This is a genomic window from Pseudomonas sp. AC239, assembly GCF_979258545.1.
Genome location: NZ_OZ409864.1, coordinates 2,453,860 through 2,477,959, shown reverse-complemented (window position 1 = coordinate 2,477,959; position 24,100 = coordinate 2,453,860). Strand labels below are relative to the sequence as shown.

At 61.0% G+C, this 24,100-nt stretch carries 21 protein-coding genes and 1 riboswitch; of the genes, 7 read left to right on the top strand and 14 right to left on the bottom strand.

Annotated elements, in window-relative coordinates:
* Window positions 1-9 precede the first annotated feature (9 nt).
* Window positions 10-462, bottom strand: coding sequence for a DUF1249 domain-containing protein (locus ACZ0AZ_RS11370; protein WP_039756811.1), 453 nt, complete (start codon window positions 460-462; stop codon window positions 10-12).
* Window positions 453-1,070, bottom strand: coding sequence for an NUDIX domain-containing protein (locus ACZ0AZ_RS11365; protein WP_463537392.1), 618 nt, complete (start codon window positions 1,068-1,070; stop codon window positions 453-455). The genes ACZ0AZ_RS11370 and ACZ0AZ_RS11365 overlap by 10 nt, the downstream gene beginning before the upstream one ends.
* A 227-nt stretch (window positions 1,071-1,297) precedes the next feature.
* Here ACZ0AZ_RS11365 and ACZ0AZ_RS11360 point away from each other — a divergent pair, with 227 nt between their 5' ends.
* Window positions 1,298-2,044: an RsiV family protein gene (locus ACZ0AZ_RS11360; protein ID WP_463537391.1), complete on the top strand. Its 747-nt coding sequence runs from the start codon at window positions 1,298-1,300 to the stop codon at window positions 2,042-2,044.
* Here ACZ0AZ_RS11360 and cytX read toward each other — a convergent pair.
* On the bottom strand, window positions 2,013-3,305 hold the full coding sequence (cytX, locus tag ACZ0AZ_RS11355) for a putative hydroxymethylpyrimidine transporter CytX (RefSeq protein ID WP_310403992.1): 1,293 nt from the start codon (window positions 3,303-3,305) through the stop codon (window positions 2,013-2,015). The genes ACZ0AZ_RS11360 and cytX overlap by 32 nt on opposite strands.
* A 109-nt stretch (window positions 3,306-3,414) precedes the next feature.
* Window positions 3,415-5,304: a phosphomethylpyrimidine synthase ThiC gene (gene thiC, locus ACZ0AZ_RS11350; RefSeq protein ID WP_039756807.1), complete on the bottom strand. Its 1,890-nt coding sequence runs from the start codon at window positions 5,302-5,304 to the stop codon at window positions 3,415-3,417.
* Between the two features lie 145 nt (window positions 5,305-5,449).
* Window positions 5,450-5,555, bottom strand: a riboswitch (TPP riboswitch).
* Window positions 5,556-5,759: 204 nt separating this feature from the next.
* Here thiC and ACZ0AZ_RS11345 point away from each other — a divergent pair.
* Window positions 5,760-7,193, top strand: a complete 1,434-nt coding sequence (locus ACZ0AZ_RS11345) for a TolC family outer membrane protein (protein WP_016771977.1) — start codon at window positions 5,760-5,762, stop codon at window positions 7,191-7,193.
* Window positions 7,194-7,849: 656 nt separating this feature from the next.
* Here ACZ0AZ_RS11345 and waaA read toward each other — a convergent pair.
* Both waaA and ACZ0AZ_RS11335 read right to left on the bottom strand, forming a co-directional pair.
* Window positions 7,850-9,124: a lipid IV(A) 3-deoxy-D-manno-octulosonic acid transferase gene (waaA, locus tag ACZ0AZ_RS11340; RefSeq protein WP_463537390.1), complete on the bottom strand. Its 1,275-nt coding sequence runs from the start codon at window positions 9,122-9,124 to the stop codon at window positions 7,850-7,852.
* A gap of 11 nt (window positions 9,125-9,135) precedes the next feature.
* Window positions 9,136-10,032, bottom strand: coding sequence for a LysR family transcriptional regulator (locus ACZ0AZ_RS11335; protein WP_039756805.1), 897 nt, complete (start codon window positions 10,030-10,032; stop codon window positions 9,136-9,138).
* Between the two features lie 108 nt (window positions 10,033-10,140).
* Here ACZ0AZ_RS11335 and ACZ0AZ_RS11330 point away from each other — a divergent pair, with 108 nt between their 5' ends.
* From ACZ0AZ_RS11330 to ACZ0AZ_RS11315, 4 genes are all read left to right on the top strand, one after another.
* Window positions 10,141-10,473, top strand: a complete 333-nt coding sequence (locus tag ACZ0AZ_RS11330; protein WP_039756804.1) for a DMT family transporter — start codon at window positions 10,141-10,143, stop codon at window positions 10,471-10,473.
* A 117-nt stretch (window positions 10,474-10,590) separates the two neighbouring features.
* The gene (locus tag ACZ0AZ_RS11325) at window positions 10,591-11,766 is read left to right on the top strand and encodes an NAD(P)/FAD-dependent oxidoreductase (RefSeq protein WP_039756803.1); all 1,176 of its coding nucleotides are present in this window, start codon (window positions 10,591-10,593) and stop codon (window positions 11,764-11,766) included.
* Window positions 11,763-12,575 carry an aldo/keto reductase gene (locus tag ACZ0AZ_RS11320; RefSeq protein ID WP_039756802.1) on the top strand — a complete coding sequence of 271 codons (813 nt, stop codon included), beginning with the start codon at window positions 11,763-11,765 and terminating at the stop codon, window positions 12,573-12,575. The genes ACZ0AZ_RS11325 and ACZ0AZ_RS11320 overlap by 4 nt, the downstream gene beginning before the upstream one ends.
* 31 nt (window positions 12,576-12,606) lie before the next feature.
* The gene (locus ACZ0AZ_RS11315) at window positions 12,607-13,572 is read left to right on the top strand and encodes a metal ABC transporter ATPase (protein ID WP_129998207.1); all 966 of its coding nucleotides are present in this window, start codon (window positions 12,607-12,609) and stop codon (window positions 13,570-13,572) included.
* A gap of 3 nt (window positions 13,573-13,575) precedes the next feature.
* On the opposite strand, the gene ACZ0AZ_RS11310 is transcribed toward ACZ0AZ_RS11315, so the two are convergent.
* From ACZ0AZ_RS11310 to msbA, 7 genes are all read right to left on the bottom strand, one after another.
* The gene (locus tag ACZ0AZ_RS11310) at window positions 13,576-14,376 is read right to left on the bottom strand and encodes a hypothetical protein (protein ID WP_039756800.1); all 801 of its coding nucleotides are present in this window, start codon (window positions 14,374-14,376) and stop codon (window positions 13,576-13,578) included.
* Window positions 14,377-14,433: 57 nt separating this feature from the next.
* The gene (locus tag ACZ0AZ_RS11305) at window positions 14,434-15,120 is read right to left on the bottom strand and encodes a hypothetical protein (RefSeq protein ID WP_039756798.1); all 687 of its coding nucleotides are present in this window, start codon (window positions 15,118-15,120) and stop codon (window positions 14,434-14,436) included.
* The gene (locus ACZ0AZ_RS11300; RefSeq protein ID WP_463537389.1) at window positions 15,121-16,095 is read right to left on the bottom strand and encodes a glycosyltransferase family protein; all 975 of its coding nucleotides are present in this window, start codon (window positions 16,093-16,095) and stop codon (window positions 15,121-15,123) included.
* 130 nt (window positions 16,096-16,225) lie between these two features.
* Window positions 16,226-17,647 (bottom strand): bifunctional D-glycero-beta-D-manno-heptose-7-phosphate kinase/D-glycero-beta-D-manno-heptose 1-phosphate adenylyltransferase HldE, encoded by a 1,422-nt coding sequence (hldE, locus tag ACZ0AZ_RS11295; protein WP_039756793.1) that lies wholly within the window; start codon window positions 17,645-17,647, stop codon window positions 16,226-16,228.
* Between the two features lie 70 nt (window positions 17,648-17,717).
* Complete coding sequence (locus ACZ0AZ_RS11290; protein ID WP_463537388.1) at window positions 17,718-19,112, bottom strand: PIG-L deacetylase family protein; 1,395 nt, start codon at window positions 19,110-19,112, stop codon at window positions 17,718-17,720.
* Between the two features lie 4 nt (window positions 19,113-19,116).
* The gene (locus ACZ0AZ_RS11285) at window positions 19,117-20,013 is read right to left on the bottom strand and encodes a GNAT family N-acetyltransferase (RefSeq protein ID WP_039756789.1); all 897 of its coding nucleotides are present in this window, start codon (window positions 20,011-20,013) and stop codon (window positions 19,117-19,119) included.
* Window positions 20,007-21,833 (bottom strand): lipid A export permease/ATP-binding protein MsbA, encoded by a 1,827-nt coding sequence (gene msbA / locus ACZ0AZ_RS11280; protein ID WP_039756787.1) that lies wholly within the window; start codon window positions 21,831-21,833, stop codon window positions 20,007-20,009. Before msbA ends, ACZ0AZ_RS11285 begins: the two co-directional genes overlap by 7 nt.
* A gap of 125 nt (window positions 21,834-21,958) precedes the next feature.
* Here msbA and ACZ0AZ_RS11275 point away from each other — a divergent pair, with 125 nt between their 5' ends.
* Window positions 21,959-22,612: a lipopolysaccharide kinase InaA family protein gene (locus tag ACZ0AZ_RS11275; RefSeq protein WP_039756786.1), complete on the top strand. Its 654-nt coding sequence runs from the start codon at window positions 21,959-21,961 to the stop codon at window positions 22,610-22,612.
* A 3-nt stretch (window positions 22,613-22,615) separates the two neighbouring features.
* On the opposite strand, the gene ACZ0AZ_RS11270 is transcribed toward ACZ0AZ_RS11275, so the two are convergent.
* Window positions 22,616-24,076, bottom strand: coding sequence for a hypothetical protein (locus tag ACZ0AZ_RS11270; protein ID WP_463537387.1), 1,461 nt, complete (start codon window positions 24,074-24,076; stop codon window positions 22,616-22,618).
* Window positions 24,077-24,100: the final 24 nt, after the last annotated feature.

Sequence of the window (24,100 nt, the reverse complement as noted above, 5' to 3'; positions counted from 1 at the left end):
AGTTCACAACTAGCGAACGACTTCGTACTCGTGCCCCAGCGCCAGGCAATGGCTCAGCCATTCGCCCAGAAAGACATTGAGCTGGGCCTTTTCGTCAGGCTGGTGCATAGCAGCGTTCGGATAAGGATAGATGCCGCGAAAGCGTCGTGCATGTTCGGCGCTGATCACTTCGGCCATGCGCGCGTCGTGATAGACCTGCACTTCCAGTTGCGGCACCGGTAGCCAAGGCAGGCTGTGTTCCTGGCGCACCTGCAAGGTCGTGGTGTACGGGCAGGTCTGCAGCACTTCGAGGGCGAGCACGCCGAGCATCTGCTCGCCCTGGGTCACAGCGATACGCCGCGCCTCGGGTTCGTTGCGCATGTCCGGCAGCAGTCGCATCAGGCGCGCGTAGTTGGCCTCGCAGGCGGCTTGCAGCCCTACGAGGTCAACCCGATAACGATCGCGCAGCTTGTTTACGACCATAGCCCCCTCACTTCGGCGCGGTTCAGCGCCAGCCACTGCAAGGCGATGATGCTCGCCGCGTTGGCAATCCGTCCGTCACGCACGGCCTGCAAGGCATCTTCGAATGCCCAGACCGTTACGCGAATGTCTTCAGCCTCTTCTTCCAGCCCGTGCAGACCGCCGACACCGTCGCTGCTGCAACGTCCCAGATACAAATGCACGAATTCGTTGCTGCCACCCGGCGAAGGGAAATACTTGGTCATCGGCCACAACGCCTTGATGTCGAGTCCAGCTTCCTCCTGCGCCTCGCGGTGAGCAACTTCTTCCGGTTGCTCATCCTTGTCGATCAGACCGGCGACCAGTTCGACCAGCCACGGGTTGTCGGCCTTGCCCATGGCGCCGACGCGAAACTGCTCGATCAGCACCACTTCATCGCGCTGCGGATCGTAAGGCAGGACGCAAACAGCATCGTGGCGCACGAAGATTTCACGATTGATCTCGCGGCTCATGCCACCGGCGAACAACTCATGGCGCAGGTGCACACGGTCGAGCTTGTAGAAGCCCTCGTAGCATTTTTCGCGCCGCACGATATCGACGGCGGTCGGAATGGCGTTGGCAAAGTCCGTCATAAGCATCCTCTTCACTGCACATCCAATACGAGGTTGCTGTGCGTGACCGGCAACCTCGACTTCGCGCCATCCTAACGCGCCCGCACCGTTTGATGCAGCCCCTTTACCGTCAGCGGGATGGACGGTGACGGTGAAACCCACTCTAATTAGCTTAGTGGCGAACTGACTGCTCCGTTGAGAGTCGAAGCGGTAACTTTTCGCCTTCCCCTGCTTTCGAAAGGACGCCCATGTCGCTTGTCAAAATTGCCTCTGTGGCCGCTATTGCCCTGACTCTGGGCGCTTGTGCCAGCCTGTTCCAGCCCAACTATCGCACGCCGCTGGAAACCACCCGCGACGCCTCGGAACAACTCAAACCCGGCTGTTCCAATCCCGATTGCCCGCTGGTGAACATCGACACCCTGCGTTTCCCGGATGAGCCGGCACTGGACGGCATCATCGAAAAACGTCTGCTGCAAATGACCCGCACCGAGAAGAACGCACCGGTCGCGCCAACCCTGGCCGCCTACCGCGAGCAGTTCCTCGCCAGCGCCGGCCCGCGCAACAGCAGCTATCTGCAAGCGAAAGTACGCGAGCAGCATGACGGACTGGTGATCATCGAGCTGTCGAGCTACCTCGACACCGGCGGCGCCCACGGCACGCCGGGTCGCGGTTTCATCAACTATTCGCGCCAGCAGCACAAGGTGCTGAACCTGTCCGACATGTTGCTGCCGGGTCAGGAAGAGGCATTCTGGAAAGCCGCGCAAGTGGCGCACAACAGTTGGCTGATCAGCACCAAGCTTGATCAGGAGGCGGAATTCGTCGCGAACTGGCCGTTCGTGAAAACCCCGCACGTGGCGCTGACCTACGGTGGCGTGATTCTCAAGTACGACGTGACCACCATCGCGCCTTATGCGCTGGGCCACGTCGAACTGAAGATTCCTTACCCGCGCCTGAACGGCATTCTCAAGCCTGAGCTGTTTCCCGGCCGTAACTGAAGGCCCGGCCCAGCACTAACTGCAACAGCCCTGCCAGCACCAGCGCCGGCAGGGTTGCGCCGACATCCGGATACAGATTCGCCAGCAAGTGGTAGGTGCTCACGCCACCCAGCCACGCCAGCAACGCCGGCCCGCGCAATGCGGCTGAGGCGACCTGAGCACTGCGCTTGCGCAGGATGAAGTGATCCACCAGCACCACGCCGAACAGCGGGGCAAACACCGAGCCGATCAACAGCAGGAAATTCTGGTACTGCGCCAACGGCGCCAGCAGTGCGATCAGCGTGCAGATCACGCCGATGGCCAAGGCCAGGTGCTCGACTTTCAGACGCAACAGAATCCCGCTCGAGACCGCTGCCGAATGTATATCGGCAAAAGCGTTTTCCGACTCGTCGAGCAGAATCAGCAACAGCGGAATGCCCAGACCGGCACCTGCCAAGGCCAGCAGCAGCGCGTTGACTTCACCGCTCGGCGCAAACGCCAGGGTGTAGGCCACGCCAAGGCTCATCAGCCAGAAATTACCGATGAAAAAACCGACAGCCGTGCCACCGAAAACATTCTTCGCGCGTTTGCCGAAACGCGAGTAGTCGGCAATCAGCGGCAGCCACGACAGCGGCATGGCGATGGCAATGTCGAAGCCCACGGCAAACGGCATCGAACCGTCACCGGCGCGCGCCCACAGCGCCGCGAGGTCGGCTTTGGCGAACAGGTTCCAGGTCAGCCACAGGCACGCTGCGAGCAACAGCCAGATGCCCCACTTGCGCAGAATCTGCCGCACGAACGTCAACGGCCCGCTCACCGCGAGCAAGGTCGCCAGTGCGCCGAAAAACAGCGTCCACAGCATCGGATTGGCCCACAGCGAACCTTCGCTGAAGGCGCGGGTGCCGAGCAGGCTGGCGGCATCGCGCATGACGATGATTTCGAACGAGCCCCAGCCGATCAGTTGCAGCAGATTGAGCAGCGCCGGCAGGCTCGCGCCTTTGCTGCCGAGGCTGAGCTTCAGCGCCGCCATCGATGACAGGCCGGTGTCGCTGCCGATCACGCCGACGGCGGCCAGCAACAGCACGCCGACCAGCGTGCCGAGGAAGATCGCCAGCAAAGAACCGGACAGACCCAGGCCCGGCGCGAGCAATGCGCCGGTCTGCAGAACCATCAGGCCGATGCCGAGGGAGAACCACAGGGAAAACAGATCGCGACCGCCGAACACACGCTTTTCAGCGGGGACGGCGAGATCGGGAGAATAAGTGCCGGGTTGAATGCTCAAGGGTGTTATCTCAAAGAGGAGCAGGAAAAAGCTGCAAGCTGCAAGTTAAAAGCGGTACGCGGACTGCTTCTAATCTTGCAGCTTGCAGCTTGTAGCTTGCCGCTTGTGGCTAGATTTTTTTGTACAGCTGGCTGCCTTCCTGTTTGAACCGCTCGGCCTGCTCAGCTAGCCCCTTGGCGACGTCCACATCGACCGCGTCGATGCGCTGGTTGGCCGCATACTCGCGGACTTCCTGGGTGATCTTCATCGAGCAGAATTTCGGCCCGCACATCGAACAGAAATGCGCGACCTTGGCCGAATCCTTCGGCAGGGTTTCGTCGTGGTAGGAACGTGCGGTGTCCGGGTCCAGACCGAGGTTGAACTGGTCTTCCCAGCGGAATTCGAAACGCGCCTTGCTCAGTGCGTTATCACGGATCTGCGCGCCCGGGTGTCCCTTGGCCAGGTCCGCTGCGTGCGCGGCGATCTTGTAAGTGATGATTCCGGTCTTCACGTCATCCTTGTTCGGCAGGCCCAAGTGCTCCTTCGGCGTCACGTAGCAGAGCATCGCGCAACCGAACCAGCCGATCATCGCCGCACCGATACCCGAGGTGATGTGGTCGTAGCCCGGCGCAATGTCGGTCGTCAGCGGGCCGAGGGTGTAGAACGGCGCCTCGTCGCAGCATTCGAGCTGCTTGTCCATGTTCTCTTTGATCAACTGCATCGGCACGTGGCCCGGGCCTTCGATCATGCATTGCACGTCGTGTTTCCAGGCGATCTTGGTCAGCTCGCCGAGGGTTTCCAGTTCGCCGAATTGCGCTTCGTCGTTGGCGTCGGCAATCGAGCCGGGACGCAGGCCATCGCCCAGCGAGAAGCTGACGTCGTAGGCCTTCATGATTTCGCAGATTTCGTCAAAGTGGGTGTAGAGGAAGTTCTCTTTGTGGTGCGCCAGGCACCACTTGGCCATGATCGAGCCGCCACGGGAAACGATGCCGGTGACGCGTTTGGCGGTCAGCGGCACGTAACGCAGGAGCACGCCGGCGTGAATGGTGAAGTAGTCGACGCCCTGCTCGGCTTGCTCGATCAGCGTGTCGCGGAACAGCTCCCAGGTCAGGTCTTCAGCGACGCCGTTGACCTTCTCCAGCGCCTGATAGATCGGCACGGTACCGATCGGCACCGGCGAGTTACGAATGATCCACTCGCGGGTTTCGTGAATGTGTTTGCCGGTGGACAGGTCCATCACCGTGTCCGAGCCCCAGCGAATGCCCCAGGTCAGTTTCGCCACTTCTTCTTCGATCGAAGAGCCCAGCGCGCTGTTGCCGATGTTGCCGTTGATCTTCACGAGGAAGTTACGGCCGATGATCATCGGCTCCAGTTCGACGTGGTTGATGTTGGCCGGAATGATCGCGCGGCCACGGGCGATTTCCTCGCGGACGAACTCCGGGGTGATTTCTTGCGGAATGCTTGCGCCGAAGCTGTGGCCAGCGTGTTGCTGCTTGAGCAGGCCGGCCGCGCGGGCCTCTTGCAGTTTCATGTTTTCGCGGATGGCGACGTACTCCATCTCGGCGGTGATGATGCCTTTGCGCGCGTAGTGCATCTGGCTGACGTTGGCCCCGGCCTTGGCCCGGCGCGGGTTGTTGACGTGGGCAAAACGCAGTTTGGTCAGCTCGGCATCGGCCAGACGCTGCTGGCCGAAGTTCGAACTCAGGCCCGGCAGGCGCTCGGTGTCGCCACGGTCATCGATCCACGCCGAACGCACATCGCCGAGGCCTTTGCGCACATCGATGACCACGTTTGGATCGGTGTACGGGCCGGAGGTGTCGTAGACGGTAACCGGCGCGTTGATCTCGCCGCCGAAATCGGTCGGGGTTACATCGAGGCTGATTTCGCGCATCGGTACGCGAATGTCCGGGCGCGAGCCCTGAACGTAGACTTTTTGCGAACGGGTGAACGGCTTGACCGATTGCTCGTCGACCTTGGCCGAGTCACTCAGGTTGATCGCGTTTTTTTCTTTTGTTGTCATCACGGGCTCTCCAGACAGCATCCAGCAGTGGATTGTCGGAGCAGAACCTGAAAGGCACGGACGCACCAGGACCGGTGCTGTGCATTCGTCATGAGCGTTCGATTGTCGAACAATATCCCGGACGAAGCACAAGAGGACTCGCCGGGTGACGAGAAATCTTGTTCCCTACGCAGGCGCTAACCTGATCAGGTTCAACGGGATCCGAAATTATTCGATCTCAGCCTCATAGCAAGGCACCCCGACAAGAACCCGGCCAGTCTAGACACAACCACCGAGGAACGCCAACACCGCAGCGAACGCCATGATGAATGGCGTAAATACACAGGCTGGCCGATTGTTGCCGGAGCAATGCGCAACTACACTCGCTTGGCCTGCTGAGCCTTGACGCTGCGCGGGCTGCGCCTTACCTTTGGCGCCCGGATTACTTCCATAATATTCATGCTAGGGATCGCCTCATGCTGCGCAAACTTTCACTGGCTGTTGCCGTGTCCTGTGCGTCCAACACAATGGCCTGGGCAGCGGAAGCACCCTTGTCGACCAAAACCGATCTGGTCAGCGTCTATCAGGAAGCGGTCGACAACAACGCCGACCTCGCGGCGGCCCGCGCCCAGTATGGCGCACAGAAAGAAGTGGTGCCGCAGGCCCGCGCCGGTCTGCTGCCGAACCTGTCCGGTGGCGCCGAAGTCGCCGACGTGCGCACCTCGATCGACCAGCCTTCGGCCATCGCCAACCGCAGCGCGCATTCCTATCAGGCGACCCTCGCGCAGCCGCTGTTCCGCGCCGATCGCTGGTTCCAGTATCAAGCGGCGAAGGACGTCAACGAGCAGGCCGCTCTGCAGCTGTCGGCCACCGAGCAGAACCTGATCCTGCAGAGCGCTGAAAGCTACTTCAACGTGCTGCGCAGCCAGGACAATCTCGCCTCGACCAAGGCTGAAGAAGCGGCGTTCAAGCGTCAGCTCGACCAGTCCAACGAGCGTTTCGATGTCGGCCTCTCGGACAAGACCGACGTGCTGCAATCGCAAGCCAGTTACGACACCGCGCGAGCCAACCGCATCGTCGCCCAGCGTCAGGTCGATGATGCGTTCCAGGCGTTGATCACCCTGACCAACCGTCAGTACAACTCGATTCAGGGCATCGTCCATACGCTGCCGATCCTGCCGCCAGCGCCCAACGATGCGAAATCCTGGGTCGACACGGCAGCGCGGCAGAACCTCAACCTGCTCGCCAGCAACTACGCGGTCAGCTCTGCCGAGCAGACACTCAAGCAGCGCAAGGCCGGCCACTTGCCGACCCTCGACGCCGTGGCGAAATACGAGAAAGGCGACAACGACGCCCTCGGCTTCGCCAACCCCAACTCGTTCGGCGCGCCTTATGGCGGCAACGTCGAGCAGAGCACCCTGGGCCTGCAACTGAACATCCCGATCTACAGCGGCGGGCTGACCAGTTCGCAAGTGCGCCAGTCCTATGCGCAACTGGATCAGAGCGAACAGCAGCGCGAATCGCTGCGCCGGCAAGTGGTGGAAAACACCCGCAATCTGCACCGCGCGGTGAACACCGACGTCGAGCAGGTGCAGGCGCGCCGCCAATCGATCATCTCCAACCAGAGCGCGGTGGAAGCCACGGAAATTGGTTATCAGGTCGGCACACGCAACATCGTCGACGTGCTCGACGCGCAGCGCCAGCTGTACACCTCGGTGCGCAACTACAACAATACCCGCTACGACTACATCCTCGACAACCTGCGCCTGAAGCAAGCGGCAGGGACGCTGAACCCGGGCGATCTGGAAGACCTGCGGCGCTATCTGAAAGCCGATTACAACCCGGACAAGGATTTCCTGCCGCCGGATCTGGCGTCGGCGGCTGAAGCGCAGCTCAAGGCCCGGCCTTAAACAATCTGGATGAATCCCCTGTGGTGAGGGGATTTATCCCCGTTCGGCTGCGCAGCAGTCGTAAATCCTGCTTGCCAGATCTGACTGAATCACCGCGTCGAATGGTTTTGGGGCTGCTTCGCAACCCAGCGGGGATGAATCCCCTCACCACAGTAATATTCCAAGCGACTATTGGATCAGCCGCGCCAGACCATCCAGCCAAAGGTGCGGCCATGAAAAATCTGGAATGAATCCCCTGTGGCGAGGGGATTTATCCCCGTCCGGCTGCGCAGCAGTCGTAAATCCTGCTTGTCAGATCTGACTGAATGACCACGCTGAATGGTTTCGGGGCTGCTTCGCAACCCAGCGGGGATGAATCCCCGTCCGGCTGCGCAGCAGTCGTGAATCCTGCTTGCCAGATCTGACTGAATCACCGCGCTGAGTGGTTTCGGGGCTGCTTCGCAACCCAACGGGGATAAATCCCCTCGCCACAGTAAGGCCCGGCCATGAACAATCTGGAATGAATCCCTGTGGTGAGGGGATTTATCCCCGTTCGGCTGCGCAGCAGTCGCAATAGCGGTGGACACGGTTTTTCTGAATGACCGCGTTGAATGGTTTGGGGCTGCTCCGCAACCCAGCGGGGATAAATCCCCTCACCACAGTAATATTCCAGGCGACTAGTGGATCAGCCGCGCCAAGCCATCCAGCAGCCGCTGCAATGCGCCCTGATTGCGCCGCATCACCGCCAGCCCGGCCTCGGCCATGCGCTGCGCATCACGGGGCAGTTCGAACAAACGCTGCACCTCGACTGCGAGGCCTTCGGCATCATCCACTTCGGCCAATGCCCCGCCTTCACGCAATTGCGCAGCGATGTCGAGGAAGTTGAACAGGTGCGGGCCGCTGAGTACCGGTTTCGCCAGCGCGGCGGGTTCGAGCAGGTTGTGCCCGCCGTTCGGCACCAGACTGCCGCCGACAAAAGCGCTGTCGGCCAAGGCATAGAGAAACAGCAACTCACCCATCGTGTCGCCGAGCAGCACGCTCGTCTGCGCATCGACATTAGCCCCGGTCGAGCGACGTACCGTGGCGAAACCTTCGCGCTGACACAGGTCGAACACCGAATTGAAACGCTCGGGATGACGCGGTACCAGAATCAGTAACGCATCCGGATGATTGGCCAACAGACGACGATGGGCGTCCAGCACCACTTCGTCTTCGCCTTCGTGAGTGCTTGCGGCGATCCATACCGGGCGATCCTGCGCCTGCCACTGGCTGCGCAGTTCGGCTGCACGCTCCAGCAGTTGCGGGTCGATGGTCAGGTCGAACTTGATCGAACCGGTGACTTCAACCGTCTCTGGGCGCGCGCCGAGATCACGGAAGCGCTGGGCCTCGGCTTCGGTCTGCACGGCCAACAGGCTCATCTCGGCGAGCATCGGCGCGGTGAGTTTGTTGAAGCGGCCATAGCCTTTGGCGGAACGCTGCGACAATCGCCCATTGGCCAGCGCCACCGGAATTCCGCGCTTGGCACATTGATGAATATGGTTGGGCCACAGCTCGGTTTCCATGATCACCGCAAGCCTAGGCTGTACGCGATCGAGAAAGCGTGCAGCGGCGCACGGCAAGTCGTACGGCAGATAGCAGTGCTGGATGCGCGGCTCATTGGCGAACAGTGCCTGAATCCGCTCTGAACCGGTCGGGGTCATGCAGGTCACGGTGATTGGCATGGCCGGGTAGCGCTCGAGCAAGGCGCGGATCATCGGCGCGGCGGCAATGCTTTCGCCCACCGACACCGCGTGCACCCAGATGCCACCGGGCTGCAGGGTCGGCATGCCAAGCGTGAAGCGCTCGCCAATGCGTTTGGCATACGCCGGCGCCTTGCGCGCGCGCAGCCACAACCGAATCGCCACCAATGGCAGCCCCAGGTAAAACAGCACGGTGTAGAGAGTTCTATTCATGGCGGCGGAGTTTATCGGCTTTTGTCACCGATCGCCCGCAAGTGCACGGCAAAACGTTCCGCCAGCCAGCGTGCGGCCGGACCGAGCGGTTCGTCGCGGCGCCAGACCAGCTCCACCACCAGCGCTGGCGGCGTCCACTCACTGTCGAGTTCAATCATCTGGCCCTGATACGCCGAGTACTGCACAACGTGACGCGGCAGCCAGGCCCAGCCAAGGTCGCGCACCAGCCATTCAGACATCACGTAGAAGCTGTCGGCACGCCATACCTGCGGGCTGGCCGGCTCGTTGCCGGGATAGACGCTGGTCTGCGTCGACATCAACAGTTGCCGGTGCTGCGCCAGTTGCTGGCAGGTCACGTAAGCCTGCTGCGCCAGTGGATGATTGACGCCGCACACCGTGACCATCTCGACACGACCGAGTACGCGACGCTCGAGGGCTTCGGGAATTTCATCGTGATAGAACAGCAAGCCGAGATCGGCGCGGCGCTCGACCAGTTTGCGCGCGACCTCGCCTTGGGCGGCGCTGGTCAGTTGCACTTCCAGGCTGGGAAACTGCTCGGCCAGTTCGCCGAAACTTTCCACCAGCGCCTGATAGGGCATCGCCTCGTCCTGGGCCACACGCAACTGCGCCTCCTGGCCGCGCAGCATGGCCATGGCCCGGCCGTTGAGGCGCTCGCACTGGCGCAACACCTCGCGGGCCTCTTCCAATAACGCCTCGCCCGCCTCGGTGAGACTCGGCTGACGGCCGCTGCTGCGCTCGAACAGGCTCACGCCCAGATCCTCTTCGAGCATCGCAACGGCGTTGCTGATCGCCGATTGCGCCTTGCGTTGCCGACGCGCCACGGCGGAAAACGAGCGCTGTTCGGCAACCTCTACAAATACGCGCAATTGTTCGAGATTCCATTGCATGCTTGTTTCCAGCCCATCTTCAAAACAGATAGGTAATGATTTTACCCCATCTCAGCAATCCCTAAAATGTCACCTCAGCAAGCGACGATTTATTTGAGGATCGAAATCATGAACGCCTACGTCTATCTGGCCATCGCCATCTGCGCCGAAGTGATCGCCACCGTTTCGATGAAAGCGGTCAAAGGCTTCAGCACACCTCTGCCATTGATGTTGATCATCGTCGGCTACGGGATCGCATTCTGGATGCTGACGCTGGTGGTGCGCACCGTACCGGTGGGCGTTGCCTACGCGGTCTGGGCCGGGATGGGCATTGTCATGGTCAGCGTCGCGGCTCTGTTTATTTACGGGCAGAAGCTCGATGTACCGGCCATGCTCGGGATGGCGTTGATTGTGCTGGGTGTCGTTGTGATCCAGCTGTTTTCGAAAACTGCCGGGCATTAAAAAGCAGCAGCAAGCTTCAAGCGGCAAGCCGCAAGCATTGCTGATTTGCTGGTCCGGGTTGCAGCTTGCAGCTTGAAGCTTGAAACTTGCGGCTTCTTCAAGCTCCGAGGTCGCTGCATGCCATCCGTTATTTCCACCGACGTTCTGATTGTCGGCGCTGGTGTCGCCGGCCTCTGGCTGAATGCGCGCCTGCGCGGTCAGGGTTTCTCGACCGTGCTGGTGGAAAGCGCCAGCCTCGGTGGCGGGCAGAGCGTGAAGTCCCAGGGCATCATCCACGGCGGCGCCAAGTACGCGCTGCATGGCGCGCTGACCGGTGCCTCCGAAGCCATCGCCGACATGCCGCGCCGCTGGCGCGAGGCGCTGGCCGGCAATGGCGAGCTGGACTTGTCCGGCGTGCGCCTCCTGTCCGAAGCCCATTACCTATGGTCGCCAGGCACTCTGGCCGGCAACCTCACCAGTTTCTTCGCCAGCAAAGCCGTGCGTGGCCGGGTCGATCAGGTCAAGGGCGACGAACTGCCGCCGGCCCTGCAAGACAAGCGCTTCAAGGGCAAGGTCTATCGCCTCGCCGAACTGGTGGTGGATGTCCCGAGCCTGATCCAGCGTCTGGCCGAGCTGGCCGGTGACGGTTTGCTCGCCGGTAAGGTGATCGAGCCGCTGCTGGAAGCCGGTGTGCTGGTCGGGCTGAAAGTCGATGGTCGCGAAATCCGCGCCCAGCGCATCGTTCTCAGCGCCGGCGCTGGTACCGCCGAATTGCTCGAAGCCTTGGGCCTGAGCCGGCCGGCCATGCAACGCCGGCCGCTGCACATGATCCTCGCCAAAGGCCCCGGCCTGAAACCGCTGTACGCGCACTGCCTGGGCGGCGGCACCAAGCCGCGCATCACCGTGACCACGCATCCGGCGGCTGACGGCCAGTGGGTCTGGTACATGGGCGGCGACATCGCCGAAAGCGAAGGCGTGGCTCGCGAGCCGGCAGAACAGATTGCCACGGCGCAAAAGGAAATCGCCCAGCTGCTGCCGTGGATCGACCTCAGCACCACGCAATGGGCCACCCTGCGCGTCGACCGCGCCGAGCCGCTGCAGACTGGCCTGACCCGCCCGGACAACGCGTTCCTAGCCGAGGAAGGCCGCTTGCTCGTCGGCTGGCCGACCAAACTGGCACTGGCGCCGGACTTCGCCGACCGCGTCATCGCTTCGCTGCAACACGACGGCATTCAGCCGCAAGCGACTGAGCCGTTGCCGCCGCTACCGAAACCGCCGCTCGGCGTACCCGCGTGGGAGCAACTGCTGCCATGACCATCGCCACTCTGCACGATCTGCATCGCCCGTTGGGCAGCACCGGCCTGACGGTTTCCCCGCTGGGCCTGGGCACGGTCAAACTCGGCCGTGACCAGGGGGTGAAATACCCCAACGGCTTTCAGATTCCCGGCGACGACGAGGCGCGCATGCTGCTGCGCCAGGCGCGCGACCTGGGCATCAACCTGATCGACACGGCACCGGCCTATGGTCGCAGCGAAGAACGCCTCGGCCCGCTACTGCGCGGTCAGCGACAGGATTGGGTGATCGTCAGCAAGGTCGGCGAAGAGTTTGCCGACGGCGTATCGCGTCACGACTTCAGCGCCGCGCACACGCGGATGTCGGTCGAGCGCAGCCTGCAACGTCTGGAAACGGATTTTATCGATCTGGTCCTCGTGCACTCGGACGGCAATGACAAGGTCATTCTTGAGCAGGAAGAGGTCTACGCCACCCTCGCGACGTTGAAGGCCGAGGGCAAGATCCGCGGCTTCGGTTTTTCCGGCAAAACCGTCGAAGGCGGCTTGAAAGCGTTGGAGCAAGGCGACTGCGCGATGGTCACCTACAATCTGAACGAACGAAACGAAAAAGCGGTCATTGACTATGCTGCTGCCCACGGCAAAGCCATTCTGGTGAAAAAAGCCCTGGCCAGTGGTCATGTCTGTCTGAGTCCGGGAGTCGATCCGGTGCGCGCCAGCTTCGAGTTGCTGTTCACTCAGCCCGGCGTCGCCAGTGCTATTGTCGGCACGATCAATCCGCTGCACCTCGCCCATAACGTAGCGACCGTTGCCCAGGTCCTGCGTGGTCACTGACGCCGCCCCGCGGCCTTAAGCAGGAGCCGATATGCCGCGCACGCTCATCCGCAAGAACCCGAGCAACTTCAAGACGCTGCCGCTGTTCGTCGAAGCCACGCCCGAAGGCCTGAGCTACCAGAGCGTCGGCATGCCGCTGAACTTCGCCCAGACTCTGCAACGACGCAAACCGGTCAGCGTCGCCGACAGCGAGCGCTTTGCCGTCGAATTAGCCAACCTCGGCGTATCCGTGCGCCTGACCCTGCATTGGCAGAACCGCGATTATTGGGTGCTGGTGCGCCAGCGTCGGCAGGATCGCGGCGATGTCGTGCTGAAGCTGATTTCCGGCTACGTGCCGGCCCATGAATTGAATATCCCGCTGCACACGGCGATTCAGGAAATTGCTGAAGAGTGCCTGCTGGAAACCCCGGAAGGCTGGCTCGGCGGGCGCTTCAACGACACCTGGCTGCCAGCGCCCTACTCCGCGGCCCTGCATTATCGCGAGGCGCTGCCGTTTCGCCTGTCGCCGCTGTCCGGCTCGGCGCGTCCGGTACGCTGCGCCAACCTGCAACTGCTGGAACGGCCACGGGCCTACGTGCATTTGCCGACCGCGTCACTGCAATTGATCTACGACTTGCGCCTGGAAGTGCCCAAGGAAGCCAAATCCCTGAGCCTGTTTCATGTCGATGAACGCCTGGAGGGCGATCAACTGGTGGCGCGGCTGGACCGCAAGCGTCCGGATCTGTATCTGATGCCACTCAAGGACGGCGCGCCAACCGCGGAGCTGTTCACCCTCAAACGCGACAAGCTGATACCGGCGAGCACCCGCGGCATTCACCTGGCTGAAAGCTTCGCTACGCAGCAAGGCTGGGTCGTGCATGACGAACGCATTCGCTGGAAGGACTGGCTGGTGCAACAAGGCCTGCAACCGGCCAAGGCACCGCGCACGGGTCTCAAACAATTGAGCATCAAGGCACTGCGCCTGGTCGGGCTGGGCAGGAAGCGCGCGAGCCGATAACCCCTAGCGGCGACGATCCCACCAAGTGCGCAACTTCGCGAAGAAATGGAAGTAACGGTTTTCGCGCTTGCCCATGCCACGCTTGGGTGAGAACGACTCTTCGGCAAATGCGCCAGTGATTCGAACGCGCGACGCCTGGATCGGCAACGTGCAGACCTTGGCGCCTGCCTCGAGCAGGGCGTATTTGAGCAAGCGCTCGGAATGCAGCTTGCGGCCGGTCGCCTTGCAGAAATCGAAGATGCGCTCGATGCGTTTGCCATAGGCGATATACGTATCGCGCCCGCATACGGCGAACCGATCATTCAGACCACCCCACCACTGCCAGTCCGGGATATAGACGTTGTGCCGTCGCGCTTCGGCGTGGTTGAACAGGTAGCCCGGCAGCGGCGTGTGGAAGAAATTGTCCGGCCGCACGAACACAACGAAATCCGGATTGAAGGATTCGATCTCGGTGGTAACGGTGTGCAATGAGTTGAGCTGATAAATCAGGTTGCGCAGCGACGCATAGTCGTCGGCCCAGGTATCACCCTGCGCCTTGACCTGCTCGAAATCCCAGCGCTCCAGCACACCTTCAGTCGAGGTGAGCGCGCCGGTCATCGATTCGAAGGGCTGGTAGTTGTCAGCCGCCAGCTCGCCTTTCTCGCCGGAGCGCGAATTCTGCACTTCATCGACTTTATACAGATGATAAAAGCACTCGACCTCGCTGCCCGCAGGCAACTGCGCGAGTACGTTCTGTTCGATTGAAGGGAAGCAGATCGGCGAATTTCTCGGAATTCCGAAAAACGCCACGGCAATTTTCACCACTCGATTGCACCTATGAAGAAATGATTCGGCCCGGCAGGCACCTGACTGCGGCGTGGTTTATTTGCGTTTGAACAGTTTCTGCCACCAGCGTCGGGGTTGCAGCGGCACGACAATGACATTGGACTTTTGCAACCAGTCCCGCTCGTAATCCCAGGCATGGCCACCCCACAGTTTCCCCGCTTCGTTGGAGAAACCCAGGGTCATCAGCTGATAGGTATAACCGAGATGCCCGCGCAGCCAGTCGAGCAGCACCAGCGTGTTGAAGCCGGTGGAGGGGCCGACGTAGCGCTTGCCGCCCGGGCGGTCGACCGGGTAGTTCCACAGCGGCGGCAACGGTATGCGATCCCAGTACATGGCCACGCGCGGCATCGGGCACATCGGCGCTGCGCAACCCACGAGCATGGTGAAGCAGCGCTCGCCCGCGCGGTCGAACAGTCGCTGTACATCCTGGTTGCCGGGCAGCCCGAAGAAATAGGCGTCGGGCGCGTTGTAGCCGTGCACGAAGAGATTGACGCTTTGCTCGTTGAGCAGCGACGCCTTGATGCAGTGATTGAAACTGACGACGACGTCATCAGCGCCGATATTCAGCGCTGCGAAATCTGCTGCGGTAATCGCGGGATTATTAGCGATCAATACCACCCGCGCCGCACGGCTGAGGCATTCGCGCAGGGCTTCGGGCAAAGCCTGCAAAACCGACTGGTCACCACCGGGCAGCGCATCCAGCGCCATGTATTCGTCCGTCATTCAGACCGGCACCTTCATGCCGTAACGCAGCTTGACCCAGAACCGAGTGAAAGCCGACGGTGGCTGCCATGGACGCATCTCGCGCTGGATGGCCTCGGCGAGTGCCTGACCGACCCGCGCAAACGAATAGCGACTCTCGGCAAACGCCTGGCCGTTGCTGGCGATGCGTTGCGCCAGCTCGGGGTCGTCCTGCAGCATCTTGATTTTGGCCACCGCCTCGTCTGCGCTGCGATAGAACACGGTGTTGTGCATGTCTTCGAAACCAAGCAAGCGGTCTTCCTCGCCCTGGCTCCAGGCCAGCAGCACACAGCCGCACGCCATGGCTTCGAAGTTCTTGATCATGAACTCGTTCATGCCGATATCGGCGCTGACGAAGATTTTGATGCGATTGAGCGTTTCGAGGTATTCCGCACCCGATTTGGTGCGAGTCACGAGCATGCCGGTACGCTGCGAAAGGGATTCGAGCATGGCCTTGCGCTCGGCGTACTCAGTGCTTTTCAGGCTGCCGAGGAAGCCGATCGGGATGTCGCGCGCGACGCCGGTGTTGCGCAGCATCTGCTCGTCGTAGCCTTTGGAGACGAACACCGTATCGATGCCTTCCGCCAGCATCTTGCGCGCGACAACAGCGCCGGACACCAAGGCCCGGCAGCTCGGCAAACGGCTATACAGGCGCGAATACACGCCGCGGTATTTACTGGCGGGCATGTAGTTCTGGTAGGCATCGTGCTCGAGAAAGACCAGCCCGGGAATGCACTTGAGCACCCGCAGTTGCGGGGCCAGACGCTTGACCCGGGAGAAAATCACCACGCGGTCAAAGGTCTGGTAATCGACCGAAGCCAGAAAAACGCCGAGGTTCATCTGCTGCTGTTTGCTCAGACGATAGATGAAACACTCATCGCAGTTCTGCTGAACGATGTCGTAGAGCCGGTCAAGTATGACCCGTTGCTCGTCCATCACCAGAAGCATGACTTTCATAGATTAGTCGACCACGTAACATAGGCGGGCAAGCGCAGCGGATTCAAACCTGCCTACATCAACGGAAACGGTGAAATCCCCAAGGCAAAATCCGTTCACACGCGGTACACAACGGCAAAAACTCATCTGATCAGCGACTGCGTATTTTTTCGACAATCGCGGTCGTCGAGCTGTTTTCCACCAGCCCCAACACTTTCACGGTACCGCCATAAGCGGTGACGATATCAGCACCGACAACCTGATCGATGCCGTAATCGCCGCCCTTGACCAGCACATCAGGCTTGACCTCGCGCAGCAGGTTCTCAGGCGTACCTTCCGGGAAACTGATAACCCAATCCACCGCACCGAGGCCCGCCAGAACAGCCATGCGCCGGTCGACACTGTTGATCGGGCGACCAGGGCCTTTCAGGCGACTGACCGAGGCATCGTCGTTGACCGCGACAATCAGTCGATCGCCTTGCGCTCGTGCCTGCTCAAGATAAGTCACATGGCCGGCGTGCAGGATGTCGAAGCAGCCGTTGGTGAAGACAATTCGTTCGTTATGCGCACGGGCGTCGGCAACGGCCAGCACCAATTGCTCAAGACCCAGCACACCACGCTCGGAGCCTTCCTCGCGCTGAATGGCGCGACGCAGCTCCGGGGCGCTGATCGCTGCGGTACCCAGCTTGCCGACGACAATGCCCGCCGCCAGATTGGCCAGCGCCACCGCGTGCGGCAGTTCTTCGCCAGCCGCTATGGCCGCTGCCAACGTGGAAATCACCGTATCGCCTGCACCGGTCACATCGAAGACTTCCCGGGCACGGGCAGGCAAATGCAGTGCTGGATGATCGGGCCGTAACAGCGTCATTCCGTGTTCGCCACGGGTGACCAGCAGCGCCCCGAGATCGAGATCATGCATCAGCGCTGCGCCCTTGCTGACGAGTTCGTGTTCGTCAACGCAACCGCCGACGATGGCTTCGAATTCGCTCAGGTTCGGCGTGATCAGGCTGGCGCCACGATAGATGGAAAAATCCTTGCCCTTCGGATCGGCCAGTACCGGAATGTTTTTCGCCCGTGCCGCCTGAATCAGCGCCTGATGATTTTTCAGCGCGCCTTTGCCGTAATCGGAAAGGACCAGCACCTTGATGCCCTCAAGCAGGTCGTCGACCTGCGAGCCAAGTGCCAACGCGTCGGTGGCAAAGGGTTCTTCGAAGTCGATACGCAGCAATTGCTGGTGCCGACTCATGACCCGCAGCTTGACGATGGTGGGCTGGTGCGCGATGCGCTGGAACAATGCGCGTACGCCGGCCCCCTTGAGACTGTTGCTCAGGCTGTCGGCGGCTTCGTCATCGCCGGTCACGCCGACCAGCGATGCCGGCGCACCCAGCGCGGCAATGTTCAAGGCAACGTTCGCGGCACCGCCCGGGCGGTCTTCGATCTGCTCGACCTTGACCACCGGCACTGGCGCCTCAGGGGAAATCCGTGAGGTTCCGCCATGCCAGTAACGGTCGAGCATGACATCGCCGACCACCAAGACAGGGGCTTGATCGAAACGCGGCATGGACAACTTCATGGAGCAACCCACATACAAAATGAACAGGGGCGCGATATTAACACAGGGTAAAGCGCCGTCCGCCTCAATCTCAAAGGTCGCGGACCCAGAACAGTTCGTGGCGGCGAACAGCCTTGCGGAAAAACTCGTTACTGCCTGTGACAGGCCAGCGACGTCCAGCAAGCACCTGTTGAATGACGCGACGCAACTGCCGCTTGAATCCGAGCGGGCCCTGCAGGTCATGCTCCATGGCCAGCGCCATGGCCTTGTCCAGCTGCACGTCCGCTGACAGCAGCGGACTCCACAAACGGTCGGTCGGCAACGGTTCGATCGCCGGCGGCAGTGCAATACCGCCACCGGCCGGGCCCATTGGCCAACGATCATTGTCATGCAGATGGTTGGCGTACATCAGCAAGGTCGACGGCTGCCACGTACTGGCGGCGATGGCTTCCAGCAGGGCACGGGTGGAAGCGACGTGATCGCTGTGCGGGTCCAGTTCGGGATGCGGAGTGACGACGACTTCGGGGCGAAAGTGCTCGAGCAATTGCCGTAAATCGCCGACCAGATTGATCCAGGTCGGCGCGCCATCGACATCGCCCGGCAGGTCGAACGGATTGTGCTGACGGACAGTGCGCACATCATTTTCGCCGGATTCGCGCGAGCCGAATGAGGTGTTCGGCTCTTCGGCCATCGCTGGCAATTGCAGGCAGTAATAGCCCAGCTGTACACAACGACTGGCCGGCACCCCGCCCCACAACGGAATACTCAGGCTGTCCCAACTGCGCAGGCGACCTTTCAAACGAGCCGCCTGAGCCTTGTCCAGACCCAGTCGCTGAAAATCTTCGGCTTCGATTTCGCCCTGGGTCAGGGTGACGATGCTTGCTTTTTCGCCGCGACTGTAGAGCCCGAACGCTGCAAGCTCGGCATCATCGGCGTGGGGCGCGATGACCATGACCCGTTGCTGCGCGTAATCGGGATTGCTCATGACCCACAACGTGCCGCTGGAACTCAGCGTGCAATGCCGACCACGCACTGTCAGCTCGTTTTCGCCAAGCGCTGCGGCTTGCCCGGAGAGATTGAGAAAGCGCCGGCCGTTTACGCCCCGCTCGAAATCCTGGCGATCATCACCCAGATAGACATAAGGATCCCGCCAGCGGCCCAGCCACTTGGCCGTTATCTTGAGCTCCAGCAGCAGCGTTTCACCCGGCGCCAGCGGCTCGCTCAGATGTACGACTCCGCCATCCAGCTTCACGCTTTGCCGCGCTGTATCGCCGGGAAACTGGTACTGATAGTCGTCGCTTGCGCGGTAGAACAGGTGGTCGGCGAACCACGCTTCGTGCGCCCCCCACGCCAACACCAGCAGCACCGGCACCAGCCACCAGCCCAGCCCGAAACCGGCCGCCACCAGGACGATCAGGAACGCGATGAGGAACAAGCGCTTGCTGCGCCGATGCGCCTTGAGGAGCTGTTGCTTGCGAGCAGTCATGGCTTCAGACCTTGTAGACGGGCACCGTGTGGCACCAGCGATCCTTGTATTCACGGTCGGCACGGCCGAACGAATAGCGCAGCGTCTTGCCCAGTGCCTGAGCATCCGCCCAGGCCTGCTGGGTGTTGACGAAGCTCAGCACGCTGCCGGGGCTGAACTCACGGCTTTGCGGATCGACGCCGCCGTTGACGTATTCCAGCGATACCCATTGCGGTGCTTCGACACGGTAGAGGATCTGAATCGCCACTGGCGCCGACTCAAGCATGACCACCGAACCGGTCATGAACTCGCGCAAGAGCGTGAAGACCTCGACCAGCCCGGCCTTGCCAGGCACATCAAAACCCCAGCGACGCTGGAACAGATCACCGTAAGCGGCGGCCTGCTCCTTTGGCGTCAAGTCGGCCATCGGAATCAGCGCACCACCCGCCTCTTCCAGCAGGCGCTGTTCGCGACGCTGGTTGTAGCGAAACTTCTTCGAGTAATCCTCGGGCAGCCGCGCCAGTGCCAGGCCTTCGGGCTGGGCGCGCAGGGTGCTGATCTGCTCGGCGTTGAGTTGCGACACGTAAGCCATGCGCTGGCGAACCGGAACCACGGCATCCGCAGCAATCGGCAGAATCACTTCGGCGTTGCCCATGTCCAGCAGCCCGCGCTTGCCCTCGCGCTTGAGCACTTCCTTGGACAGCGCGGCATGTTTTCCCCAGCAAGCAACAGCCGCGACGACTTCGCCGTCAACGATCCAGCCCAAATAATGCAGCTGGATGCCGACAAATGCCGACAGCCGCTCCACCACATCGGGATGCGTGGCAAAACTGCCACCGAAGCGCTGCCAAGCCTGTGCGTAGGCCGCCTGATCGATCTGGCTCCAGCCGCGCTCCCGCCAAGCGCGAAACGCCGTCAGCATAGGTCGGTCACATGGGTCGGCTGCGGCTCGTCGCCTTCTTCGAATTCCTTCGCATGCAAGCGTGCGTAATAGCCATTTTGCGCGAGAAGCTGGGCATGAGTGCCGCGTTCGACAATCTTGCCGTCATCCATGACCAGAATCAGATCAGCCTTTTCGATCGTGCTCAAACGGTGAGCGATGACCAGCGTCGTGCGGTTCTGCACCACATGATCGAGAGCCGCCTGGATATGCCGTTCCGACTCGGTATCGAGGGCCGAGGTGGCCTCATCGAGAATCAACAGCGGCGCGTCCTTGAGCAATGCACGTGCGATGGCGATGCGCTGACGCTGTCCACCGGACAGCAACACACCATTTTCGCCGACCAGGGTTTCATAGCCCTGCGGCATCTTGACGATGAACTCATCGGCGTAGGCTTCGGTGGCCGCGCGTTTGACCTCATCGAACGGCGCCCCCGCCAGGTCGCCGTAAGCGATGTTGTTGGTCACCGTGTCGTTGAACAGCGTGACCTGTTGGGTCACGAGGGCTATCTGCCGACGGAGGCTGCGAAGGGTCAGGTCCTGCACCTGCACATCATCGAGCAGAATCTGCCCATGTTCCTGCTCGTGCTGGTAGAAACGCGGAATCAGACCGGCCAAGGTCGACTTGCCACTGCCGGAACGACCGACCAGCGCGACCATTTGTCCTGGTTCGACGACGAAACTGATGTCATCAAGGACTTTCTTCTCACTGTCGGGATAACTGAAGCTGAGGTTGCGCACTTCGAGGCGACCTTGCAGACGGTCGCGCTCGACCGTGCCGTGATCGACTTCCGCCGGCTCGTCCAGCTGCTCGAAAATGCTCTCGGCACCGGCCACGCCCTTCTGGATCGTCGAGCTGACTTCCGAGAGCTGGCGAATCGGTTTTGGCAGCAGGCCGGCCATGGTGATGTAGGCCACCAGATCACCAGGCGATGCATCACCGCGAAGGTACAGGACCAGAAACATCACCACCGCCATGGCGCTATAGGTCACCAATTGCAGCATCGGTGTATACACCGCGCCGGTCTTGGTCATGGTCAGTTGCTTGTCGGTGTTGCTTTGGCTGGCGTCGTGAAAGCGAACCTTTTCGTAGGTTTCGCCACCAAAGCTGCGCACCACGCGGTAACCATGAATCGTCTCGGACGCCACATGCGTGACGTTGCCCATCGACACCTGAATCTTTTTGCTCTGCTTGCGGAATTTCTTGCTGGTGCTGTTCACCATCAGACCGATCACCGGCAGGATGGCGACCATCACCAGGGTCAACTTCCAGTTCATCCACAACAGGGTGCAGAACAGGAAAATCACGGTCATGCCTTCGCGGATCACCACTTTGATCGCGTCGGTGGCGGCGCCGGTGACCATCGTCACGTTGAAGGTGATACGGGAAATCAGGTGACCAGAGTTGTTCTTGTCGAAATAGCTGTTGGGCAGATCGAGCAGCTTGTTGAACAGGACCACACGCAGGTCATGCACCAGCCCCAGCGAAACCCGCGCCAGAAAGTAGTTGCCCAGATACGAGCCGACGCCTTGCCACACGGCAATCAGCACGATCAACAACGGCACACTCTCGAGCAATTGCAACTTGCCAAGGTAAGGATTGCCGGGGAACAGACTGGCCTCGGGATTGGCCAGACCGTCGACGAAATATTTGAGGATGTAGGCGAGCATCGGTTGGGTCGATGCGAAGATCAGGAAGCCGACGATACTCAGGATGAACAAGCCGGCGTAGGGACGCACGTAAGCCAAGAGGCGGAAATAGATCGCCAGCGTTGACTGGGCTTTCGGTTCAGGACTGCTCATGGTAATCCGCGTAAATCAGTGAGGCGGCGATGATATCACAGGCCCTTTTGCGCCGATAAACATCGCCGGACGCCAGCCTTTGGCCAAGTCGGTTAAGATAGCCGGCTCACGATGGGGAGTCAGGCATGCAATCGATTGATCACAGCACTTACGAGGCACTGCGCAAGGGCGCTCAGGTACTCGAAGCCGACGGTTCCGGCGACAAGGTGCTCAGGTTGGCCGACGGTCGCATGCTCAAGCTATTCCGCCGCAAGCGCTTGTTGAGTTCAGCGCTGTTCTTTCCCTACGCCCAGCGCTTCGCCAACAACACCAAGGCGTTGCAGCAGCGCGGCATTCTCTGCCCCGATGTGATCGCGGTTTATCGTATTCCAAGCATTCAGCGCGATGGCGTGTATTACGCACCGCTGGCGGGCGAGACCGTACGGCAATTGCAGGGCACGCCCGAAGAAACCGAGACGTTGCGCGCTCAGTTGGGCGCGTTCATTGCGCAACTGCACGAAAAAGGCGTGTATTTCCGGTCCCTGCACTTCGGTAATGTCGTGCAGACGCCGCAGAATCAGCTCGGGTTGATCGACATCGCCGACCTGCGCTGCCAGAGGCGCGCTCTGAGCGACAGCAAGCGACTGCGCAACTTCGCCCATTTGCTGCGCTACAAACAAGACCGGCAATGGCTGCTCGGCGACGACGCCGGGCACACCTTCCTGGAAGGTTATCGCCAGGCGTTGCCGAGCAAGCGGCAGGCTGCGCTGATCGAACGCCTGCGCCTACTGCTCGATTGAGCCTTACTTGCCGATCACCAGAATCGTCGCACCCTTGCGATTGGCGAAGCGCTCAATGATGCGCATCTTGTGCGCCACCAGCCACTCGCCCAGCCACGGCTCATCGCCTTTGCCTTCGATCAGGAAATAGCGATAGTCATCGGCGTGCTCCGGCGACATCGCCTGTTCACGCGTGAGCGTCGGCAGGACATAACCCCGCCCCGCGTAATAGCTGATGCGACCGTCTTCGAACCAGGCGCTGGCCTCAGGCTCAACGTGCGCGGACATCCAGCGCCCGGCGGCCACGTAATGGGTCTTGCCAGCGCCAGTCGAAATCACATTCGACAGCATCACCAGCAACGCTGCCACGACCAGCACTTTGGTCCAGCGCGGAAACTGCCGGGCAAATGCCGCCAGCCCCATCGCCAGTACCGGTACGAACAGCAAATTCAGGAAACTCAGATACCGGGCGTTCATGAACTGCTGCTTGATGAAAAACAGCATCAGCACGACGAGATACAGCAGTGCTGCCCAGGCGAACGGACGATAGTCACGCCAGTAAACACCCAAGACTCCCCAGTTGCGACGCAGGACAAATGGCGCAGCGAACGGCCCCATCAGCTTGACGAAGGTGATCATCATCGTCGCCAGCAGCCCGAAGAACACAATGCGCCCAGCTTCATCCTGGGAGTACTTGTTGATCAGCGAGTTGCCAAACTGTTCAGACAGCATCTGAAACGACTTGTAGACGCCCTGCGGTGCAATCATGTCCAGATACAGGAGGAAGCGTGCCGACATGAAAAATCCGAAGGCCGATGCAACCAGCAGCCCCACCACCGGCAACAGAGCAAACTGCAGCAAACGCGCGCGCTGACCGGAGCGCCACAGCCCCGGCAACTGCCACAGCCCCAGCGCTGGCAATAAAAGCAATGCCTCCAGCCGGAACAGCGCTGCGGCCACGATAGCCAAGTGAATCAGGCCGGCTCTGAGCCAGCCGCCCAAGGCTTGCCAACGCAGCGCCTGCCATAACGCCAGCGTGCAGAAAAACCAGAAACCGCATTCACGGATGATGTCATTTCGAAAGGAATTGACCGCGGGCATTGCCAGCACAACCAGGCATGCCCACCCGGCAAGTTGTGGCGAACGTCGGCGAATACAATCGACCATCAGGGCACTGGTGCCGGCGAAAAACAGACCGCACCAGAGATAGGCGCTCAACTCCAGCGGCAACCACAGAAAGCGATGGGTCAGGGCCAGAAGAATAGAGAACCACGGCCAGTCGAAATGCACCCAGGCCACGTCGGCCCCGTGCAAGACAACCTCATGGGCGATATCGATGTACAGCGCGGCATCGCGACCGACCGTTGCGGTACCCCACACGGCGATCAGTGAAAGGAGAATGCTTGCCCAGAACGCGACACTGACCGGTCGCTCATTGATTACCCGAGCTGCCTTGATCACCCACTTGTTATCCGTACCTTTCACCCAGCCCCCTCAACATCACGCGCC

Coding starts and splice junctions, on each gene's coding strand:
- ACZ0AZ_RS11365 (WP_463537392.1), bottom strand. CDS start 1,070: ATGACGGACTTTGCCAACGCCATTCCGACCGCCGTCGATATCGTGCGG.
- ACZ0AZ_RS11320 (WP_039756802.1), top strand. CDS start 11,763: ATGACCATCGCCACTCTGCACGATCTGCATCGCCCGTTGGGCAGCACC.
- ACZ0AZ_RS11300 (WP_463537389.1), bottom strand. CDS start 16,095: ATGAAAGTCATGCTTCTGGTGATGGACGAGCAACGGGTCATACTTGAC.
- ACZ0AZ_RS11305 (WP_039756798.1), bottom strand. CDS start 15,120: ATGACGGACGAATACATGGCGCTGGATGCGCTGCCCGGTGGTGACCAG.
- waaA (WP_463537390.1), bottom strand. CDS start 9,124: ATGAATAGAACTCTCTACACCGTGCTGTTTTACCTGGGGCTGCCATTG.
- ACZ0AZ_RS11370 (WP_039756811.1), bottom strand. CDS start 462: ATGGTCGTAAACAAGCTGCGCGATCGTTATCGGGTTGACCTCGTAGGG.
- ACZ0AZ_RS11325 (WP_039756803.1), top strand. CDS start 10,591: ATGCCATCCGTTATTTCCACCGACGTTCTGATTGTCGGCGCTGGTGTC.
- ACZ0AZ_RS11345 (WP_016771977.1), top strand. CDS start 5,760: ATGCTGCGCAAACTTTCACTGGCTGTTGCCGTGTCCTGTGCGTCCAAC.
- ACZ0AZ_RS11290 (WP_463537388.1), bottom strand. CDS start 19,112: ATGACTGCTCGCAAGCAACAGCTCCTCAAGGCGCATCGGCGCAGCAAG.
- ACZ0AZ_RS11285 (WP_039756789.1), bottom strand. CDS start 20,013: ATGCTGACGGCGTTTCGCGCTTGGCGGGAGCGCGGCTGGAGCCAGATC.
- ACZ0AZ_RS11315 (WP_129998207.1), top strand. CDS start 12,607: ATGCCGCGCACGCTCATCCGCAAGAACCCGAGCAACTTCAAGACGCTG.
- ACZ0AZ_RS11360 (WP_463537391.1), top strand. CDS start 1,298: ATGTCGCTTGTCAAAATTGCCTCTGTGGCCGCTATTGCCCTGACTCTG.
- msbA (WP_039756787.1), bottom strand. CDS start 21,833: ATGAGCAGTCCTGAACCGAAAGCCCAGTCAACGCTGGCGATCTATTTC.
- ACZ0AZ_RS11335 (WP_039756805.1), bottom strand. CDS start 10,032: ATGCAATGGAATCTCGAACAATTGCGCGTATTTGTAGAGGTTGCCGAA.
- hldE (WP_039756793.1), bottom strand. CDS start 17,647: ATGAAGTTGTCCATGCCGCGTTTCGATCAAGCCCCTGTCTTGGTGGTC.
- thiC (WP_039756807.1), bottom strand. CDS start 5,304: ATGACAACAAAAGAAAAAAACGCGATCAACCTGAGTGACTCGGCCAAG.
- ACZ0AZ_RS11330 (WP_039756804.1), top strand. CDS start 10,141: ATGAACGCCTACGTCTATCTGGCCATCGCCATCTGCGCCGAAGTGATC.
- ACZ0AZ_RS11275 (WP_039756786.1), top strand. CDS start 21,959: ATGCAATCGATTGATCACAGCACTTACGAGGCACTGCGCAAGGGCGCT.